Source organism: Micromonospora sp. MW-13 (assembly GCF_003434305.1).
Lineage (GTDB): Bacteria > Actinomycetota > Actinomycetes > Mycobacteriales > Micromonosporaceae > Micromonospora.
Map to the genome: position 1 here is coordinate 193,889 of NZ_QKKX01000009.1, position 19,446 is coordinate 213,334.

Sequence of the window (19,446 nt, forward strand, 5' to 3'; positions counted from 1 at the left end):
CTTCAAGCGTCGGATGCCTTGGGTTCCATAGCATCGATGCTATGGCCTGGGGTGGTGTGGAGCTTGAGCCCGAAGTCCGAGACTGGCTGGACTCTGGGGTCGTGCCCATGACGGTTGTTTCTCAGCAGATCAGGTTGGCGAACGGCGTCCAGCGCGCCTGGTGGTTGCCCTCCATCACGGAACGAAGCCTGGTGGTGAACTCCCGGACGATGCTGGCGGAACTCGCCAGCAGCGGAACGGCCGCAACGATCATCTTCAGCTCGCGGGCCTCCCGCAACAGGGGCCAGCTCGGGTCGGTGGTGACGTCGTATCCATAGGTGTCCGCCAGCGACTGATAGGAGTCGACCCCACCGAACCGGGCTTCGCCGACAGCAACTGCTACCAGGTCAACCTGCCGAGGCCCTACGCATGTCGCATCGAAGTCGCACAGCACAGCCCGGCCTGACGGCTCGCGGAGCAGGTTGCCGACATGGGCGTCCCCGTGGATCAGTTGTCCCTCCGTGTCTCGGCGCAGCGCTGCCAGCCGAGGTTCCAGGCGGTTGCACCAGTCCACCAGGAAGTCGCGAGCGTGATCGCCGAGTCCTTCGGCATCGTCCAGCCTCCGGCGCGCGTCGCCAATTGGATCCCACATGGGCAGAGGAAACGGCGGAACGCCAGGCATGTGGAACTCCCGTAGGGCTCGACCGAGGTCTTCGGCTGTCGGTGCCGGCAAGGTCGGCGGGACGTACTTCCAGACGGAGGCCAGCAGGCGGCCGACCTGCACTGGCTGCTCGACATCCGCCGCCAGCCGGATGGCCGGCGCGTCGACGTGAGCGAACCAATGCGCCAGCCGGACAACCTTGTTCACCCGCTCATAGAGCTGGTGGGTGCGGGCGATACGGATCACGATCGCGGCGCTGGGCAGCGCGAAGACAGCGTTGTTGGTCAGGCGCAACAGTCGCGCATCCCTGGTGGGCACTCCCAGACCGGCGGCAACCTGGTGCATGGCCGCTGTCATTGCCTTCTCGGTGAACCGCCCTGTTTCAGCCATGCTCAGCCTGCTGTTGGGTGGATCGTCGCCAGGCTCAGGCTGTGCTCGAACTCAGCGACCTCAGGTACCTTGCGATGCCGCGCCAGATCGCGTCGCAGGTTGCCGACCCGGTCGATCACCCGCCTTGAACTCATGGATCGGGCCTGGTTCAGGACGCGCGTGCCGACCGTCAGCGCCTGCTCGGGCTGATCGGCGAGGAACAGCGCGCTACACAGGCCGACCTCGTTGAGCAGCGTGCTGCGAACGTTCGCCGGACCGAATGCGGCAATGGCGCTTTCCACCCAGCGCACCGCCTCAGGGGCGTGCGTCTCGTCCCGGCGCGCCAGGTCTCGGTAGACGCGGCCGTACTGGGCGAGCAACTCGCCACGATCGTAGAAACTCATCCACTCCGGTTCGCGGCCACCGTCGATGCGGTCGAACTCGTCGCTGGCCTTGCCGAGCGTGGTCACCGCCTCCCGGTGAGCACCGAGCGCGGCGAGCGACGCGGCCTCCGCGCCCAGGAGCAGAGCTTTGACCGCTGGTGTGGCCTGCACCCCGACGTGGGCGCGGGCAAGCTGCAACGTCGCGAGCGCGTCCCGGTTGTGGCGGAGATGCTGTAGCTGCTTGGCCTGGGAATAGCGGATCATCGCGGCCAGAGGTGCATCGTCCGCAGCGAGTGCGGCTCGTTCGGCTGCGACGAAATGACGGTGGGCGTCGCTGTGCTTGCCCGCGTCGAGAGCCGTCCAACCGGCCAACTGCCGAGCTGCCGCCACCGACGCAACGAGGCTGGAGGTCAACGCCTGCGTGTGCGACCAGTCGAGCATGCCGTACACCGACTCCGCGAAATGAGCCACCTCCCGGTACAGCAGGCCGCCTCCGCTCTCGTAGTCCACTGACCGGTACAGCTCCAGAACCGCGTTGAGGCGAGCGACATCCCTGGCGCCGATGCGACGCGGTTGGGTGACGCCCGTCGTCGCAATCAGCCCGGCCCCCGCAGCCACGGCTGCGATACCGGCCAGCAACGCCCGTCGGCCTCCGTGGGGCGGCTCCGAGGAAGGCTGGTCCTGAGCAGGCGCAGACAGCAGACCTCTACTTACCCTGCCGTTCGTCTCGGGAAGCGCGAACCACAGGTGCTCGCCGGGGATGCGGAGTACCTGCGCCCAGTGGGTGAGGCGGTCAAGGTGGACGATCGGAGAGCCGTTCTCGACCCGGCTGAGCTGTGCCTGGGTGATGCCCAGCCAGCCGGCGACCGCGCTCTGTGGCAGTGGGTTCCGCCCGTGGTACGGGTGGCAGCGGAATGCCCGGATCACCCGCCCGAGGTGCCGCTCCGCCAGCGCCCGCCGTACCGGCTCGTGTTCCCAGAAGTTGGCCGGCACAATCGGTGGCCGGCTCAGTCGGTCGCGCTCGGCGGCCTGGCACGGGGTGCACCGGCCACTGTCGTTGTCGCGGGCCAGCCGGCCGCCACACCTGGGGCAGTTCGCGTGTGTCACGGGAAACCTCGCCATTCGCGGGTGGCTCCGTCCGTAGCGCCTCGTCGAGCCTATCCATTCAAATCCGCTCCGTGGAGGGCCGGTATACGTACCGCGCATACCGGCGAGGGCCCTTGCTGGCATCGTGCCGCTGCTGACCTCCTCAGGCATCGCGTCGGTGAGGGACCTTTGCGCCACTGCTCCTGAGTAGTCAGGGGAATACGCACCGAACATGTCGGTGAGTTGATCGCCGTCATGGCACGTCCGGCCACGCCCGGCAGGCTGCTTCACATGGCCCGGGGCGGGTGCCGGCTCCGGGGATGCGTCTTCCCCCGATGTGTCCCCGCCCCCGCCCGCCCCGGTGCCACTTCACCCATCAACCGGGCCCGTCCTCTATCGAACCCGTCGACGAGGGCCCTTCCAAAGCAGGGAGCGTGAGCGTGGCGTACTCGGACGAGGTCGTGCGGGAGGCCGTGTGGCGGTGGCTGCGGCTGGTGGCGGCGGACGCGGAGCTGGAGCCGTACCTGGTCGGCGTCGATCTGGGCCGGCTCGCCGACCACCTGGCGGCGACCCTCGGCGCGGCGCTCGACGGGCGCGCGGCGGCGGATGCCTGGCCGGGGCTCGGGCTGGGGGAAGAGCAGCACCGGCGGCTGGTCGACTACCTCGCCGGGGTGCTCTGGGCTCTCGACGTGCCGCCGGCCGCGATCGCCGCCGCCCGCGCCGCCTTCGCCGGGGAGGCACGCCCAACCGGGGCCGCCGGGAAGGCACATCCAACCGGAGCCGGCCGGTGAGGGGCGTCGACCTCGCCGCCACCTGGGCGGTCACCGTCGCCGGCATCGACCGGGCCGCCGACCACTTCTGGTGCACGCTCGCCGACCGGATGCCCACCCTCCTGCCCGAGCGGGACGCGCCCCTGTTCCTCGCCGCCCTCGGCTGGCTCGCCACCGGCGACGACGACCGCGCCGGCCGGGCCGCGCTGCTGACCGTTCTCGGTCGGGCCTGGCGCGACTGTCACCTCGGCCCGCACCACCAGGCGCTGGTCGGCGACGCGCTGGTCGCCACCGTCGCCCGGCATACCCGTCCACGGTGGACGTCAGCGTTGGCCGCCGGCTGGGACAGCGCCGCCCGCCGCGCGCTGACCGCCGTCCGGCAGGCCGCCGAACGGGTGGGCGACGGCCATGCCTGGTGGCCGGTCGAGGTGCTCGACCACGACCGGCCTGCCGAGGGCGTCGCCATCCTCACCGTACGTCCCTGGCGGCGGCTGCCGTTCCGCCCCGGCCAGGCGGTGCCGGTCAGCGTGCCCGGTCTGCCCGGCCGCTGGCGCTGGTACTCGCCCGCCAACGCGCCCCGCGCCGACGGCACCATCGAGCTGCACGTCCGCGCCGCCGGTGCCGTCTCCCGCGTCCTCGTCGAGCGGGTACGCCCCGGCGGGCGGCTCTGGCTCGGCCCGCCCCGGGGCGCCGGCCTCACCCTCGCCCCCGACTCGTCCGCCGACCTGCTTCTCGCCGCCGGCGGCACCGGGCTCGCCCCGCTGCGCGCCCTGGTCGAACAGGTCGCCGCCGCGCCGGCCGGCCGGCGGGTGACCCTGGTCAGCGGCGTCCGTGCCTTCGCCGACCTGTACGACCCGGTCAGCCTCGACAAGCTCCAGGTCGCCCACGACTGGCTGACCGTCGTGCCCGCGTTCTCCCACGACGCGCACGCCGAGCCCGCCGAGCGGGGCGACGCCCTCACCGTCGCCCTGCGGCACCACCGGCCCGGCCAGCACGTCTACGCCTGCGGCCCGCCCGCGATGGTGGCCGGCGCGCGGCTGCGGCTGCGCGCCGCCGGGGTGCCCGCCGCCCACATCCACCTGCCCGACGGCTGCGAGCGCTGACCGCACCCACCCTCGCCGCGGGAGACACGCAGCGATGACCGGCGGGTCAGCGGCCCGGCGGTCGGACGCATACGCTGTGCGGGGGCGCCGGCCGATCGGGAAACCTCCGGCTGACCGGGGCCTTTCCTGGCCGTACGAACGATGAGGATTCCCGTGGGTTCCGCAACCCCTCAGGACGACCACACCGCTCGGCTCTCCGACCGATTCGACACCAGCGTGCCCCACCCTGCCCGGCGCTACAACTACTGGCTCGGCGGTAAGGACAACTTCGCCGTGGACCGCCGATCCGGTGACCAGATAGCGGCCGTGTACCCGGCGATCCGCACCCTGGCCCGGGAGAACCGGGCGTTCCTCCAGCGGGCGGTGCGGTACCTGGCCGCCGAGGCCGGGATCCGGCAGTTCCTCGACATCGGCACCGGCATCCCGAGCGCCGACAACACCCACGAGGTGGCCCAGGCCGTGGCCCCCGAGTCACGGGTCCTGTACGTCGACAACGACCCGATGGTGCTGGTCCACGCCCGGGCGTTGCTGACCAGTTCCCCCACGGGCGCGACGGCGTACCTCGACGCCGACCTGCGCGACCCGGACCGGATCCTGGCCGCCGACGAGCTGCGCCGCACGCTGGACCTGTCCCGGCCGGTGGCGCTGGTGCTGGTCGCGGTGGCGCACTTCCTGACCGACGCCGAGCGGCCGTACGACGTGGTGGCCCGGCTGGTCGAGGCGCTGCCGTCGGGCAGCTACCTGGCGCTGAGTCACGTCACCGTCGACTTCATCCCCGCCGAGATCGTCGCGCGGATGAACGTCGAGCTGGCGGCGGGCCGGATCGAACAGGACGCCGTCCCCCGGTCCCGGGCGGAGATCGCCCGGTTCTTCGCCGGCCTGGACCTGGTCGAGCCGGGCATCGTCCCGGTGACGCGGTGGCGGGCCGAGGTGCCCGAGTCCGAACGCCCGCCGCTGGCCGAGGCGTCGATCTACGGCGCGGTCGCCCGCAAGCCCTGACCGCCGGTGAGCAGGGCCCCTGCCGTGCCCGGCCGCGTCGGCAGGTGCCCCTGCCTTGCCCGGCCGCGTCGCAGGGGCCCCGCTCCCGCGCGAGACCGCTCAGCGGGTGCGCTTGACCGGGCGGAGGAGCTGCGTGCGGAAGATGTCGAAGCGGGCGTTGGTGTCGCCGGAGACCAGGTCGGTGCCCTGCGAGTCGTACGCGACGAAGCTGCCGTCGGCCGAGATGTCGGAGTGCTCACCGCCGCCGTCGGTGCCGTGGCGGGGCACCGCGACGAGGATGTTGGCCCGGCTCAGCCGGTCGAACCGGAACACCTGCAACTGCCACGGGGTGTCGTAGCCGGTGAGGTTCTTCGCGTTCGACCAGAAGGTGACGTAGCGGCCGTCGGCGTTGATCCGGGGAGACAGAGCGGTGCCGTTGCCGGGCACTCCGGCCGGCGTCGCGGACACCGGGATGATGACGCCGCTGGCCGCCTCCCAGAGGAACACGTCGGTGGTGTCGTTGGCGTCGCCGGGAACGAGGTTGGTGGCGTTCGAGGTGAACGACACGTACCTGCCGTCGCCGCTGACCTCGGCGCTGGTGGAGCCGCCCGACGCCGGGCCACCGGCCTGCGGGGCGGAGACCAGCCGGGTCGTGCCGAGCTGCCGGTCGTACAGGAAGACGTTGCCCGCCTCGGCGACCGGCTGCGCCACGATGTCCTTCGCGGTGGACTGGTAGCTGATCCAGCGGCCGTCGTCGCTGATCGACGGGTTGATCGAGTCGGCCGAGAACGGCGCGACGCCCGCCGGGGTGCGGGACACCAGCGAGGTGGTGCCGGTGCTGCGGTCGTGGACGTACACGTCGGTGTTCATGTTGGTGTCCTGCGGGACCACATTGGCGATCGCCGAGAACGTGACGTACCGGCCGTCGCCGCTGATGTCGAGGGAGTCCCAGCCGAAGCTGGCCTGGGAGATCCGGGTGATCTTCTTCGTCTCCCGCTCCCAGACGAACACGTGCCCGCTGAAGATGTCGGCGGGATCGGTGGTCAGGGCGGCCGAGGAGTTGAAGGCCACGAACCGGCCGTCCCGACTGATCCGGGCCAGTTCCGAGGACCCGGACACGGGCACGCCGGCCGGCCCGGCGCTGACCAGCTCCGTGGTGCCGGTCAGCGTGTCGTGCAGGAAGATGTCCCTGGAGTAGTTGGTGTCGCCGGGCACCAGGTTGTCGGCCGACGAGCTGAACGCGACGTACCGGCCGTCGCCGCTGATGGACGGCTGGTGCGAGTCGCCGGCGGCTTCGGTGCCGTCGGTGGCGACCGACACCCGGACGGTCAGCCCGGCGGCGGAGGCGGCGGTGACCGGTACCAGCGCCGCCGCGACACCGAGCGCGGTCGCGCCGGCGATGCGGGCGCGCAGAGATGTGTACAAAAGGTCCTCCCCCGTCAGGTCCCCGGCCATCGTCGCATGATCCGGCGAGGGACGTGTACGGCGCAAGGTAGCAGCGACGCCGCCCTCGGTGGGGTCCGAGACATCGGGTTCTGGATCCAGAAGTGACCCAGTCCCACCACCGGCCGGCCCCGCCGGAGCGGATGTGCCCGCTCCGGACGGGTGACCACTGTGGCCTCGGCACCCGCGTCGCGGACTCGCGCTCCCACGTGGTCACCGACGCCCGCTGACCGGCGGCCGGTCCACCGCCGCGCGCCGGCCCGCCTGCGGGCGACCGCCCGCCGACCGGCCGCCGGGTTCAGAGGCGGCCCGCCCCGGCGACGCGCTCCGTGGCCCGGTCCAGCCAGCGGCGGTACCACCCGGCGAAGCCCAGCGGCGTGCCGTCGTCGGCGAGCAGCGGCCTCAGCCCGCTCTCCTCGGCGGTGCCGTCGGCCCACATCGTGCCCCGCGCCGGCCCGGTGACCACCAGGGCGTCCCGCAGGGCGCAACCCTTGTGGCACAGGTACAGCAGGCCGGCGAAGTGCGCCTCGTTGTACATGATCGCGTCGTGCCGCTCCCACCAGGTCTCCTCGGCCGCGTCGTACTCCTGCGCCGAGGCGAAGTCGTCCTCGTCGGGATGCTCGGGCAGCTCGTCCGCCTGGTTGAACGCCTCGGTGTGCGGGAACGGCCGGACCAGGGAGTCCGGGCTCGTCATGTCCGCGCCGTCGCCCTCCCATGCCCACCGGCCGTCGACCCGGCGCGGCGGGAACAGGCCGTACGCCGGGCCCGCGCCGCCCCGGCCGGCCTGGAGCAGGAACGACCGGTACTCCGCCGGCAGCTCCACCCGGAACTGGCCCTCCAACTCGGCCAGCTCCGCCGGGGTCAGTGGCGGCTCCAACTCCCAGCCGTGCTCGCCTGCCCCGAACACCTCGTCGGCCTCCGGCGCGGCGGCCAGCCGGTCGAGCGTCTGTCGTACGTCAGACCAGTCGTGTCCCGTCACGCCCGGGACCGTACCGGCACCCCCCGACGGTCCGCGCCTCCGGGCCGCCCGCGCCGCAGCTCCAGCCGGCGGTGCTCCCACGCCGCAGTCCGGTGCCGCTACCGGGGCAGGACGCCGTACGCGCCGCTGCCGGAGCCCGCCCGGTCAGGCGGGGACGTAGTCGAAGGTGTCGGGGTTCGGGCCCTGCCGGCCGGCCTCGCCCCTGTCCAGGCTGCCGATCCGGTCCATCGTCACGTCGTCCAGCGCGAAGTCGAAGATCCGGAAGTTCTCCTCGATCCGGCTCGGGGTGGTCGACTTGGGGAAGACGATGTCGCCGCGCTGCACATGCCAGCGCAGCACCACCTGGGCCACGGTCCGCCCGAGCTGCCCGGCGATGTCGATCAGGGTCGGGTCGTCGAGCACCTTGCCCTGCGCGATCGGCGACCACGCCTCGGTGAGGATGTTGTGCGCCCTGCCGTACGCGCGCACCTCCTCGTTGGCGAAGTACGGGTGCGCCTCGATCTGGTTCACCGCCGGCACCACGTCCGCCTCGGCGGCGAGCCGCTCCAGGTGCGGCACCTGGAAGTTCGACACCCCGACGGAGCGGGCCCGGCCGTCGCGCTGGAACTCCTCCAGCACCTTCCAGGTGGAGACGAAGTCGCCGTCGTAGCGGGTGGGCAGCGGCCAGTGGATCAGGAACAGGTCGAGGTAGTCCATCCTCAGCGCCGCCAGCGTGGAGTCGAACGCCCGGCGGGCGTCGTCGGGGCGGTGGAAGCCGTTGTTCAGCTTGCTGGTCACGAAGACCTCGCCGCGGGAGAGGCCGGAGGCGCGGACCGCCTGGCCCACTTCGGCCTCGTTGCCGTACATCTCGGCGGTGTCGATGTGCCGGTAGCCGATCTTGAGGGCCCGGCCGACCGCCTCGGCGGTGTCCTTCGGCTCGATCTGGAACACCCCGAAGCCGAGCTGCGGGATGGTGTTGCCGTCATTGAGTGAGATGTCGGGAGTCGTGTTCGCCATTGCCTCCACGTACCCGCCCGCCGCCGCTTAGTCACCGCGCGTGGGGGTGATCCGCGCCGGGCGACGGTCGTCGTCCGGAGTTCACCGAATGTGGGCCGTCCGGTTGGTCCACTGGTGCTACCAACGACCCCGATCCGCCGGAATGTGAGAGTCCGACCGGGGGGATCAGGCGCGAGATCAACGAGGCGGCGATCGGCCAGCTCGTCGGCGCCATCGCGGTGCTGGAACTGGTCCGCGACGTGGCGGCGCGGGACGCGAACTCGATCACCGTGCTGCCCGGCGCGCCCGACGAGCGGGACCGGCGGGAGCGGCTGTCGTTGGTCACCGAGTTCGTCCAGGCGCTGGAGGTGCGGATCAACGAGTTCCAGCAGCGGCTCAGCCGTACCGTGGTGGAGTTGGTCACCCGGGCGACGGAGCCGGTGGCGTGGGCGGGTCGCCGGCGCGGGTGTGCTCCCGCGCCGGCGGCGCCGGTCAGCCCCAGATCGCGGTGGCCCACTCCGGGTGGTCGACGAACGGGTTGCGGTTGCCCTGCCAGCGGTCGTAGATGACCTGGTTGCGGCGCTTCTCGAAGGCGTCCGGCGGGTCGAGCTGGTTCCAGGAGAGCAGCACCGACAGCTTGCCCAGGTACGGCGCGCTGCCGTTGGACACGGAGTTGTTCATCTCCAGGTTCGGCCAGCCGTCGTCGCCCTCGTACCGGACGGCCATGTACATGATCATGCGGGCCACGTCGCCCTTGACCGCGTTGCGCGGCTCGAACGAGTCGGCGTCGGTGTAGCAGCCGGGGGCCTCGGACACGGCGCTGCCGCCGTTGTCGAAGTCCTTGTTGCCGCGCGACGAGTTGACCGAGACGTCCTCGGGGCGCAGGTGGTGCACGTCGGTGCCGGGCCCGGTGGCGGTGCCGAAGTCGCCGTGCGACTTGGCCCAGACGTGCTCCCGGTTCCAGTCGTTGACCCCGCCGCCGTTGGTGGTCTTGCTCTGTGAGCGGCCGGTGTAGAGCAGCAGCACGTTGTTGGCGTTCGCCGGGTCCTGGTCGGTGTCCTTCAACGCCTCCCACACCTGGTCGTAGCTGAGCTTCGTCTGCGTCTTGATGATCGCGTGCAGCGAGTTGCGCAGCGCGGTGCCGGTCTTGCCGACCGCGCTGGCGTAGTAGGTCGGGTCGTACGGGCCGGGGCCGCCGGTCGGGCTGGGCGTCGGGACGGGCGACGAGGTCGGCGTCGGGCTCGGGGTGGTGCCGCCGCCGAGGCTCATCGCGGTCGGGCTCTTCAGCCCGCCGTGGCTGAAGTACGCGGTCAGCGCCCCGGTCGTGGTGACCTGCCTGCCCCGCAGGCCCGGGTTGGTCAGCAGCCCGAAGCTGCTCCGGTACGCGGCGGTCACCTGGACGTAGAGCATCCTGCTCGTGCTGGTCTCGGCGGCGGTGTCGGCGATGGCGATCGCCGTGTCCGCCGTGTAGCCGGACGTGATCACCGTGGACGTCGCGGTCGGCTGGCCGATGACGTACCCGGTGACGGTGGCCGTGCGGCCGTCCTGGGCGGCCAGCGCCTGGGCCACGGTCAGCGAGGCCGCCGCCGACGCGGAGGTGCTCGCCACGGCGGGTGTCACCAGCGCCACGGCCAGTGCGAACGCCGTGATCAGCCGCCCGGATCGCGAGCGGGTGATGCTCTTTGTATTCATGGTCAACGATGTTAACGGCGGTAGCGTGGACACCGGGAGAGCACCGGGGAACTTTACGGGGGTGAATCCGCCGATCGGGGTTCGAAACAGCACCGGCCAGGGGCGCAGGGCCGTCGCCGCCGGCTCGACGGCCACCGCCCCGCCGGCCAGCACCAGCCCGAACAGGAACTCCGGGTTCCGGCCCGGTCAGGCGCCGGCCCGTCCGCCGGCCGGGCCGGTGCTAGAGTCTGCGCGGCTCAGCGACGCTTCGGGGGTGGATCGGCGATGGTGGGGGCCTTCCGCGACACCCTGTCCCAATTGCTCAAGGCCCGCGTGCCGGTGCTTCAGGTCTGCTCGTACGAGGAGCAGCGGGTGCTCGGCGAGATCGCCGCCGTGGCCCACGACGTCGCCCGGGTCCGGACCCCGCGCGGGGTCTGGACCTGGTCGGCGACCCGTGGCCTGGTGTCGCCCGACGGCAACCGGCGGCAGGGCACCACCGACCCGGTCGCCGCCCTCGACGCGGCCTGGCGGATCGACGAGCCGGCCCTGGTCGTCCTCGCCGACCTGCACCCCGCGCTCGGCGCCGGCAACCGGCCCGCCGACCCGGGGGTGGTCCGCCGGCTGCGGGAGCTGGCCGTGGCCTACCGCAGTGGCCCGGTGCCGCGCACCCTGGTCCTGCTGTCCCCGGTGCCGGACCTCCCGGTCGAGCTGGCCAAGGACGTCACGGTCGTCGACTTCCCGCTGCCCACCGAGCCGGAGGTCCGCGCGGTGCTGGACGGGATCATCGCCGCCAACACGGTGACCGGCCGGATCCGCATCGACCTGGACGAGCGGGGCCGGGAACGGCTCGCCAAGGCGGCCCTCGGGCTGACCCTGCACGAGGCGGAGAACGCGTTCGCCCGGGCCATGGTGGACGACGGGGTGCTCGACGCCAGCGACCTGCGGCTGGTGCACGAGGAGAAGCGGCAGGTCGTCCGGCGCAGCGGGCTGCTGGAGTTCCTCGACGACCCGGTGGCGCTCGCCGACGTCGGCGGGCTGGAGAACCTCAAGCGCTGGCTGGCCAAGCGGGACGGCGCCTGGCTCGCCGAGGCCGCCGCGTACGGGCTGCCCGCCCCGCGTGGCGTGCTGATCACCGGCGTCCCCGGCTGCGGCAAGTCGCTGACCGCGAAGGCGGTCGCCGCCGCCTGGGGGCTGCCGCTGCTGCGGTTGGACATCGGCAAGGTCTTCGCCGGGCTGGTCGGCTCCAGCGAACAGAACATGCGCGAGGCGATCCGGGTCGCCGAGGCGACCGCGCCCTGCGTGCTCTGGCTCGACGAGATCGAGAAGGGCTTCGCCGGCGGCACGGGCGGCGACTCGGGCACCTCCGCCCGGGTCTTCGGCTCGTTCCTGACCTGGATGCAGGAGAAGACCCGGCCGGTCTTCGTCATCGCCACCGCCAACGACTTCGCCGCCCTGCCGCCGGAGCTGCTGCGCAAGGGACGCTTCGACGAGATCTTCTTCGTCGACCTGCCGACCCGGGCCGAACGCGCCTCGATCTGGAGCCTGCACGTCGCCCGCCGGCTGCGGCACCCGGCCGTGGCCGGGGAGCTGACCGTCGACCCGGGACTGCTGACCGAGCTGGCCGGGCTCAGCGACGGCTACTCCGGCGCGGAGATCGAGCAGGCCGTCGTCGCCGGGCTCGTCGACGCGTACGCCGAGCGCCGGCCGCTGCGCCGCGACGACCTGTTGCGCGCACTGGTCAACATGGTTCCGTTGAGCGTCACCCAGGCCGAGCGGATCACCGCCGTGCGGAGCTGGGCGGAACACCGGGCGGTCGCCGCGACCGCCGCCGAGGACTGGGACCTCGACCCCCGTCCGGCGGGCGGCCCGGGGCTGCCGGGCGGCGGGCACGGGGGCCGGGCGGTGGAGTTCTGATGCCCGTCCCCGCCATCACCACCACGACGACAGGAGAGCGCCGGTGAGCATCTCGCTGATACTCGTACCCCTTGCGGTGGCCACCGTGGCCGCCGCGCACGCCGCCACCGCCGACCGCGACGGCGAGGGCCGGGTGGTCTGCCAGGTCCAGACCCGGATGCGCGACGAGACACTGCTCGCCGCCGCGCTGCGGGACACCGGCGCGGTGGTGGCCGCCGCCACCGACGAGATCACCGCCGACTGGGCCGGGGTACGGGCCGGCTTCCGCCGCGGCCCGGACGGCATCTGGACCGCGCACCTGACCGGCGAGGTCGACGAGGAACGGGCGGTGGAGATCGTCCGGTCGGTCGACGCCGCGTACGGGCGGCAGGTGCAGGGCGCGGTGCTGGAGCGGCTGCGGGCCCAGGCTCCGGCCGCCGGGCTGCGCCTGGAGTCGGAGCAGGTCACCGAGGACGCCTCGGTCCGACTGGTCTTCGCCGTGCAGGAGCGCGACCGGTGACCGGGCGCGTCGTCGTCACCGTGAACCCGGACGGCTCGGTCAGCGCCGAGACCCAGGGCCTGCTCGGCGAGAGCTGCCTCGACTACGTGGCCGTGCTGGAGGACCTGCTCGACGCGCGGACGGTGCGTAGCGCGTACACGGCCGACCGCGACCGGGTGGCCACCGTCGTCGCCGACGAGCAGCACGATGTCGACCGCGCCTGACGGTTGGCCGCCCGCGTCGGGCCCGGCGGCGTACCCGCCATCCACCCCGCCCGGGTACCCGCCCCCGCCCGGCCCGAAGGGGTGGCCGCCGTCACCCGGCCCGCCCGGCTGGGCGGTCGCGCCGCCGGTGCGCTCGCCCGGGGTCAGCGTCTGGTGGCGGCTGCGGCACAGCTGGTGGGTGCTGTTGCCGATCCTCGGGTTCAGCTGCCTCGGCGGGCTCGGCTTCCTCTACGTCGGCATCCGGGCCCGTCGGCCGGCGTGGTGGATCTCCGGCATCGGCTACCTGCTCGCCGGCTGGGGCGGCTTCATCGGGGTCGGCGCCACGGACAAGGAGAGCGCCGCCAGCGACTGGTCCATCGGCGTGTGGTTCGCGGCCTGGGTCGCCTGCGTCGTGCACGCCCTCGTGGCCAACGTGTCCTGGTTGCAGTGGCGGGCCGGCCACCGTCCCTGGTATGCCCAGCCCGCGCCGGGCTGGGCCGGGTCCGCGTACCCGCCGGGGATGCTCGCCCCGCCGCCCGGCCCGCCGGTGGACGGCGGGTTCGGCCGCTCCGTCTCCGGCCCGCCCGTCGTCGGGCAGCAGGGCGGGTACTGGGCCGCCGGCGCAGCCGCGACTCCGGTCTCGCCCGGCCCGGTCCCGCCCGGCCCGGCGCCGGCTGCGCCGCTGCCCATGGTCGACCCGGCCGCCGCGCCGCTGGGCTTCGGCACGCCGGTCTTCGGCCCGCCCACCAGCCATCCGGTCGCGGTGGGGGCGCCGGCCGCCGCGCCGTCGCCGGTGGACGTCAACGCCGCCGGGGCGGAGCAGCTCGCCGCGCTGACGGGCTTCGACGCCGCCCGTACCGGGCGGGTGCTCGCCGCCCGGGAGGCCCGCCGGGGGTTCGGCAGCGTCGCCGAGTTCGCCGCCGCCGCCGAGCTGGCCCCGCACGAGTACGCCCGCCTGCGCGACCTGCTGATCTGCGTGCCGCCCGCCGGCCCGCCCGCCCAACCGGGGACGCCCAGTGGACGCGTACTCGATTTCTGAGACCGGCCCGGTGCGGCGCTCCGCCACCGGTCCGGACCGGGTCGCGCTGGCCCGGTTCCTCGCGTCGACCCGGGCCGAGGGGCCCGGCGAGCGGACCGCGCTGTGGGTGCAGGGCTGCGCGATCCGCTGCCCGGGCTGCTTCAACCCCCAGCTCTGGGGCTTCCGGGGCGGGGAACTCGTCGCGCCGGCCGAGCTGGTCGAGCGGGTCCTCGCCGCGGGTACCGAGGGGGTGACCCTGCTCGGCGGGGAGCCGTTCGACCAGGCCGGCGCGCTGGCCGAGGTGGCCGCCGGGGTCCGGCGGGCCGGCCGGTCGGTGATGACCTTCACCGGCTACACCCGCGACGGCCTGCGCCGCGCCGTCGACAGCGGACGCGAGGACGTGGCCGCCCTGCTGGCCGAGACCGACCTGCTGGTCGCCGGCCCGTTCCGGGCCGACCTGGTCGACACCGACCGGCCCTGGGTGGGCTCCACCAACCAGGAGTTCGTGCTGCTCGACGACCGCTTCCCGGGGCTGCTCGACGACCTGCCCCACACCCCGGACCGGGTCGAGGTGACCGTCGACGCCGCCGGTCGGGTCTCGGTCAACGGCTGGGCCGAGGTCGACGCGCTCGACGAGCTGCTGGCCTCGGTGGGCCGCCCCCAGCGCCGCTCGGCCAGCGCCGAGCGCCGGTAGCCTCACCCCGGGTCCGCCCGGCGGGTCGGCCGCCAGTACTGCCGCTTCTCCTCGTCGCGCACCACCACCCCGAGGCGGGCCAGCTCGCGCCGCAGGTCGTCGGCCTCGGCGCGCCGGCCCCGGTCCACCGCCCGCTGCCGCGCCCGCAGCAGGGCGTCGGCACCCACCGGCAGCCCCGGCAGCCCGTCCACCCACCGCCGGTACGCGTCCCGGTGCGGGTCCGCGTCTGCCCACGGCCAACCGTGCGCCCGGAAGGCCGCGGCCAGCCGCCCGGCGCTCAGGTCGCCGCGCTCCCGGGCCAACTCCTCCTCCGCGTCACCGAGCAGGACGAGGTCCCGCCGGTCGACGAACACCACCCGCACGGCCCGGCGGGACACCTCCCGCTCCCGTCCGTCGTGGCGCAGCCGGACCCGGTCCGCGTACACCTCGACCAGCAGCCGCTCCCGGGTGCCGATCCCGGCCACGACCAGCCCGGCCAGCGCGCCGAGCGCCAGCGCCCCGATCGTGGCCCGGGGCTCGGGCAGCCTGGCCAGCAGCTCGAACCAGCCCTGCGCGGGCGCCCACGGCAGTCCCGCGACCGGGCCGGCGACGGCGGTCAGCAGCCATCCGGCGCCGGCCCCGAGCAGCGGGAAGCCGCCCCACATCACCGCCAGCTCGCCGGCCCCGCCGTCGACCCGCGTCGGCACGTCGCCGGCCCGCACGGTCAGGACACCTCCCGGCGCAGCGTCCGGACCAGCCCGGCCGCCAGCGGCAGTACCGCCCAGACCAGCACCGACACGGCCATCCGCCCCCACTGGCCGGCCGTCACGTCCGGGCCGAACAGCGGCTCCATGGTGACGCTGGTGTCCAGCCAGCGGGCCGGGCCGCGCAGCGCGACGATCATGCCGGCCAGCACCGCCCAGACCGTCGGCAGCAGCAGGTAGGTGACCACGGCCAGCGGGGTGTTCAGCAGCAGCAGGCCGAACGCCGCGCCCATCAGCACGCCGAGCACCTGGAGCACCACCGCGTGCAGCAACTGGGAGGCCTCGAACGACCAGTCGCCCGACCCGCCGGTCGCCCGGGCGGCCAGCGTGCCGAGCGTGGCGACGGCGAGGGTGACCAGCACCGACGCCAACGCGGCCAACACCACCGCGGCGAGCTTCGCGACGATCACCCGCTCCCGGCGGGGCACCAGCGCGTACGTGGTCAGCGCGGTGCGCTGGGACCACTCGCCGGTGATCGACAGGATGCCCAACACCGGCAGGAGCAGGCCGGTGGGAAGGAGCTGCGGGACGAAGAAGGCGGTGAACGTCTGCTCGTCGTCGGCCAGCACCCAGAGCTGCACCACGACGATCGCCGCGGAGATCAGGCCGATGCCGACCAGCAGCCACCGGCCCGCCCGGGTGTCGGCGAGCTTGCGCAGCTCGACGACGGTCAACCGGAGCAGCGACGGTCCGCGTACCCCCGGATGCCGCGGCGGGACGACGGCGGGTGCGGTGGGGACGGTGCTGGTGGTCATGCCGTGGTCTCCTTCGTCGACGTGCCTCCGGTGAGGGTGAGGAAGAGCTGCTCCAGGCCCCCGCCACCGGCGGCGCGCAGCTCGGTGAGGGCGACTCCCGAGTCCGCCGCGGCCTGCCCGACCACGCCGGGCTCGGCCGCGACCAGCAGGCCGCCGCCGGGCGAGCCGGCCGGGCCGGCCGTGGCCGTGAGCCCCGCGACGGCCAGCGCCCGCCGCAGGGCCGCCTCGTCCCGGGCCCGGACCACCGTTCCGGCGTCGGCCAGCAACTCGTCCGTGCCCCCGGCGGCGACCACCCGACCACCCCCGATCACCACCAGTCGGTCGGCCACCGCCTCCACCTCCCTGAGCAGGTGGGAGGAGAGCAGCACGGTGCCGCCCCGGTCGGCGAAGTCGCGCAGCAGGCCGCGCATCCAGAAGATGCCCTCCGGGTCCAGGCCGTTGGCCGGCTCGTCCAGGATCAGCACCCGGGGATCGCCCAGCAGCGCGTGCGCCAGGCCGAGCCGCTGCCGCATCCCCAACGAGTACGCCCCGACGCGGCGCCGCGCGGCGGCCACCCCCAGCCCGACCAGGTCGAGCTTCACCTCGACCTCTCGGCGGGGCACCCCCATGGTCGCGGCGGCCAGCGCCAGCACCTCCCGTCCGGTCCGCCCGGAGTGCTGCGCGGAGGCGTCCAGCAGCACCCCGACGTCCCGGCCCGGATTCGCCAGCCGCCGGTACGGCACCCCGCAGACGGTGGCGCTGCCCGCGGTCGGCGGGGCCAGCCCGCAGATCATCCGCATCGTGGTGGACTTGCCGGCGCCGTTCGGGCCGAGGAAGCCGGTGACGCTGCCCGGCGCGCAGGTGAAGCTGACATCGTCGACGGCGGCGCGTCCCCCGTACCGCTTCGTCAGGTGCTCGACTTCGATCATGCGTCGAGCCTGCCCGCGCCACCCGGCCGGGCGCTGCGGTCGGCGGTCGACAGCCCCGTCGACCTACGGCCAGGACCGGCGTCGACTTTGGTAGCTGTCGCCGGGGCCGCGACCCTCCCTAGCATGGAACGGTGACCAGCGCCGCCGTATCGGACTACCCCTGGCTGCTGCCGGGCGCCCTGACCGACGCGGGGTCGCCGGGGGCGCGGCCCCGGCGGACCACCCGCGACTGGCTGGTGGACGCCCACTGGTTCCTGATCGCCCTCGGCTGGGCCGTCGTCGCCGCCTGGGACGCCGCCCAGCCCGACCCGCAGATGGCCGGGCCGCTGCCGTACGAGTGGTTGCAGGGCGCCGACACCGTGCTCGGGGTGCTGGCCTGCGGGGCGCTGTGGTTCCGCCGCCGCTGGCCGCTCGGCCTGGCGGTGGTCACCCTGCCGCTCGGGCTGTTCTCGGTGACCGCCGCGATCGCCCTGCTGGTGATCATGTTCACGGTCGTGGTGCACCGGCCGTTCCGGCAGGCCGCGCTGGTGATCGGCGCGCAGACGCTGACCACCGTCTGCTACGCCGCCATCCGCCCCGACGCCGGAATGGGCTTCTGGGGCGAGCTGGTCGGGGGGTTCGTCATCGTCGGGTCGGTGCTGGCCTGGGGGATGTTCGTCCGGGCCCGCAGGCAGCTCGTCCTGTCCCTGCGCGACCGGGCCGAGCGGGCCGAGGCGGAGCAGCAACTGCGGGTGGCGCAGGCCCGGCAGTTGGAGCGCACCCGGATCGCCCGGGAGATGCACGACGTGCTGGCCCACCGGATCTCGCTGCTCAGCCTGCACGCCGGGGCGCTGGAATTCCGGCCGGACGCCCCGCCGGAGGAGATCTCCCGGGCGGCCGGCGTCATCCGGGGAAGCGCCCACGCGGCCCTCCAGGACCTGCGCGAGGTGATCGGCGTGCTCCGCGCCGACGACTCGCCCCCGCCCGGCCCGGCGTCGCCCGGTCCGCTGCCCGCCGGGTCGGCCCGCCCGGGCTCCGCCGTGGTCCGCTCCGCAGCCGCGTCCCCCGGGGCGGCCCGTCCTGCGTCGACGCCGGAGCCGGCCCTGGTGGAGCGGCCACAGCCGACCCTGGCCGACGTCCCGGAGCTGGTCGCCGAGTCCCGGGCCGCCGGGATGCGGGTGGAGGTGGTCGACACCGTCGAGGCGGCCGGGACCGCGCCCACCGCGCTCGGGCGCGGCGCGTACCGGATCGTCCAGGAGGGGCTGACCAACGCCCGCAAGCACGCGCCGGGCGCGTCCGTCACCGTCCGGCTGTCCGGCGCGCCCGGCGAGGGGCTGACCGTCGACGTCCGCAACCGCTGGCCGGTGGGGGCCGGGTCGGCGCCCGTCATCCCCGGCACCGGCACCGGTCTGGTCGGCGTCGCCGAGCGGGTCAGCCTGGCCGGCGGGCGCCTGGAACACGGGCGGGACGGGTCCGGCGACTTCCGGCTGACCGCCTGGCTACCCTGGCCGGCATGACCGGGCAGGAGCACGGGCCGGGTGCCGGGGCCGCAGCGGGGGAGCCGGTGCGGGTGCTGATCGTGGACGACGATGCCCTGGTGCGGGCCGGCCTGTCGATGATCTTCGGCGGTGTGCCGGACCTGCGGGTGGTCGGCGAGGCCGCCGACGGCGACCAGGTGCCGGCCGCCGTCGCCGCCTGCTCGCCCGACGTGGTGCTGATGGACATCCGGATGCCCCGGGTGGACGGGCTCGCCGCCACCGAGGCGCTGCGCGCCCTGCCCCGCCCGCCCGAGGTCCTCGTCCTGACCACCTTCGACGCCGACGACCAGGTGCTGCGGGCGCTGCGCGCCGGGGCGGCCGGGTTCCTGCTCAAGGACACCCCGCCCGCCGAGATCGTCCGGGCGGTGCGCCGCGTCGCCGGTGGGGAGGCCACCCTCTCCCCGACGGTCACCCGGCAACTGATCCGGCACGTCACCGCGTCCGGGCCGGCCGGCGTCGACCCCCGCCGGGACCGGGCGCTGCGGTTGCTGGCCGGGCTCAGCGAGCGGGAGCGGGAGGTCGCGGTCGCGCTCGGTCAGGGCAGTACCAACGCCGAGATCTCCGCCGAGCTGTTCATGAGCGTGGCGACGGTCAAGGCGTACGTCTCCCGCCTGCTCGCCAAGCTCGACCTGAACAACCGGGTCCAGGTCGCCATCCTGGTCCACGACGCCGGCCTCGTCTGACTGCCCCCGCGCCGGCCCTCGTGCGCCCTCGCCGAGTGCTTGATCAACCCCGTGTCATTGACGACGCCCCCTTACCCACCCGGGACACCGCGATATCCGTGACACGGAGTCGATCAAGACTCGTCAGACCCGGATT

Annotated in this window: 18 protein-coding genes and 1 pseudogene; 10 read left to right on the forward strand and 9 right to left on the reverse strand. The window is 73.9% G+C overall.

What is annotated here, in order from left to right; all coding sequences use genetic code 11:
* Window positions 1-121 precede the first annotated feature (121 nt).
* Both C5N14_RS04985 and C5N14_RS04990 read right to left on the reverse strand, forming a co-directional pair.
* A complete protein-coding gene (locus tag C5N14_RS04985) occupies window positions 122-1,030 on the reverse strand; it encodes an aminoglycoside phosphotransferase family protein (protein ID WP_243639189.1) in 909 nt (302 codons plus the stop codon).
* Window positions 1,031-1,032: 2 nt separating this feature from the next.
* Window positions 1,033-2,499 carry a helix-turn-helix domain-containing protein gene (locus C5N14_RS04990; protein WP_117666897.1) on the reverse strand — a complete coding sequence of 489 codons (1,467 nt, stop codon included), beginning with the start codon at window positions 2,497-2,499 and terminating at the stop codon, window positions 1,033-1,035.
* 419 nt (window positions 2,500-2,918) lie between these two features.
* Here C5N14_RS04990 and C5N14_RS04995 point away from each other — a divergent pair, with 419 nt between their 5' ends.
* From C5N14_RS04995 to C5N14_RS05005, 3 genes are all read left to right on the forward strand, one after another.
* Window positions 2,919-3,269 carry a hypothetical protein gene (locus tag C5N14_RS04995; protein ID WP_243639190.1) on the forward strand — a complete coding sequence of 117 codons (351 nt, stop codon included), beginning with the start codon at window positions 2,919-2,921 and terminating at the stop codon, window positions 3,267-3,269.
* Entirely contained in the window at window positions 3,266-4,351 is a 1,086-nt protein-coding gene (locus C5N14_RS05000; protein WP_243639192.1) for an FAD-binding oxidoreductase, read from the forward strand. Before C5N14_RS04995 ends, C5N14_RS05000 begins: the two co-directional genes overlap by 4 nt.
* A gap of 141 nt (window positions 4,352-4,492) precedes the next feature.
* Window positions 4,493-5,350 (forward strand): SAM-dependent methyltransferase, encoded by an 858-nt coding sequence (locus C5N14_RS05005; protein ID WP_117665934.1) that lies wholly within the window; start codon window positions 4,493-4,495, stop codon window positions 5,348-5,350.
* 99 nt (window positions 5,351-5,449) lie between these two features.
* Here the strand turns inward: C5N14_RS05005 and C5N14_RS05010 are convergent, their stop codons facing one another.
* The 4 genes from C5N14_RS05010 to C5N14_RS05030 form a co-directional block, all read right to left on the reverse strand.
* Complete coding sequence (locus tag C5N14_RS05010) at window positions 5,450-6,784, reverse strand: PD40 domain-containing protein (protein WP_117665936.1); 1,335 nt, start codon at window positions 6,782-6,784, stop codon at window positions 5,450-5,452.
* A 286-nt stretch (window positions 6,785-7,070) separates the two neighbouring features.
* A complete protein-coding gene (locus C5N14_RS05015; RefSeq protein ID WP_117665938.1) occupies window positions 7,071-7,751 on the reverse strand; it encodes an SMI1/KNR4 family protein in 681 nt (226 codons plus the stop codon).
* Between the two features lie 144 nt (window positions 7,752-7,895).
* Complete coding sequence (locus tag C5N14_RS05020) at window positions 7,896-8,747, reverse strand: aldo/keto reductase (protein WP_117665940.1); 852 nt, start codon at window positions 8,745-8,747, stop codon at window positions 7,896-7,898.
* Between the two features lie 471 nt (window positions 8,748-9,218).
* A complete protein-coding gene (locus C5N14_RS05030) occupies window positions 9,219-10,418 on the reverse strand; it encodes an endonuclease (protein WP_117665944.1) in 1,200 nt (399 codons plus the stop codon).
* Window positions 10,419-10,682: 264 nt separating this feature from the next.
* Between C5N14_RS05030 and C5N14_RS05035 the strand changes: the two genes are divergently transcribed.
* Genes C5N14_RS05035 through C5N14_RS05055 form a run of 5 tightly spaced genes read left to right on the forward strand, consistent with a single transcriptional unit; the run spans window position 10,683 to window position 14,704 of the window.
* The gene (locus tag C5N14_RS05035; protein WP_117665946.1) at window positions 10,683-12,311 is read left to right on the forward strand and encodes an AAA family ATPase; all 1,629 of its coding nucleotides are present in this window, start codon (window positions 10,683-10,685) and stop codon (window positions 12,309-12,311) included.
* 43 nt (window positions 12,312-12,354) lie between these two features.
* A complete protein-coding gene (locus tag C5N14_RS05040) occupies window positions 12,355-12,810 on the forward strand; it encodes a hypothetical protein (protein WP_117665948.1) in 456 nt (151 codons plus the stop codon).
* Window positions 12,807-13,013 carry a DUF2997 domain-containing protein gene (locus tag C5N14_RS05045; protein ID WP_117665950.1) on the forward strand — a complete coding sequence of 69 codons (207 nt, stop codon included), beginning with the start codon at window positions 12,807-12,809 and terminating at the stop codon, window positions 13,011-13,013. The genes C5N14_RS05040 and C5N14_RS05045 overlap by 4 nt, the downstream gene beginning before the upstream one ends.
* Entirely contained in the window at window positions 12,997-14,031 is a 1,035-nt protein-coding gene (locus C5N14_RS05050; protein WP_128763517.1) for a helix-hairpin-helix domain-containing protein, read from the forward strand. Before C5N14_RS05045 ends, C5N14_RS05050 begins: the two co-directional genes overlap by 17 nt.
* Window positions 14,009-14,704, forward strand: a complete 696-nt coding sequence (locus C5N14_RS05055) for a 4Fe-4S single cluster domain-containing protein (RefSeq protein WP_243639196.1) — start codon at window positions 14,009-14,011, stop codon at window positions 14,702-14,704. The genes C5N14_RS05050 and C5N14_RS05055 overlap by 23 nt, the downstream gene beginning before the upstream one ends.
* Before the next feature lie 2 nt (window positions 14,705-14,706).
* On the opposite strand, the gene C5N14_RS05060 is transcribed toward C5N14_RS05055, so the two are convergent.
* From C5N14_RS05060 to C5N14_RS05070, 3 genes are read right to left on the reverse strand one after another with little or no spacing between them, the layout of a single operon-like run.
* Window positions 14,707-15,405, reverse strand: coding sequence for a hypothetical protein (locus tag C5N14_RS05060; protein WP_243639197.1), 699 nt, complete (start codon window positions 15,403-15,405; stop codon window positions 14,707-14,709).
* Window positions 15,406-15,407: 2 nt separating this feature from the next.
* Window positions 15,408-16,202 carry an ABC transporter permease gene (locus C5N14_RS05065; RefSeq protein ID WP_117665954.1) on the reverse strand — a complete coding sequence of 265 codons (795 nt, stop codon included), beginning with the start codon at window positions 16,200-16,202 and terminating at the stop codon, window positions 15,408-15,410.
* Window positions 16,199-17,110, reverse strand: coding sequence for an ABC transporter ATP-binding protein (locus tag C5N14_RS05070; RefSeq protein WP_117665956.1), 912 nt, complete (start codon window positions 17,108-17,110; stop codon window positions 16,199-16,201). The genes C5N14_RS05065 and C5N14_RS05070 overlap by 4 nt, the downstream gene beginning before the upstream one ends.
* A 374-nt stretch (window positions 17,111-17,484) precedes the next feature.
* Here C5N14_RS05070 and C5N14_RS34095 point away from each other — a divergent pair.
* Together C5N14_RS34095 and C5N14_RS05080 are read left to right on the forward strand one after the other, a co-directional pair.
* Window positions 17,485-18,060, forward strand: a pseudogene (locus C5N14_RS34095) (sensor histidine kinase); the annotation flags it as partial.
* 524 nt (window positions 18,061-18,584) lie between these two features.
* Complete coding sequence (locus tag C5N14_RS05080) at window positions 18,585-19,310, forward strand: response regulator (RefSeq protein WP_371685806.1); 726 nt, start codon at window positions 18,585-18,587, stop codon at window positions 19,308-19,310.
* The last annotated feature ends 136 nt before the right edge of the window (window positions 19,311-19,446 follow it).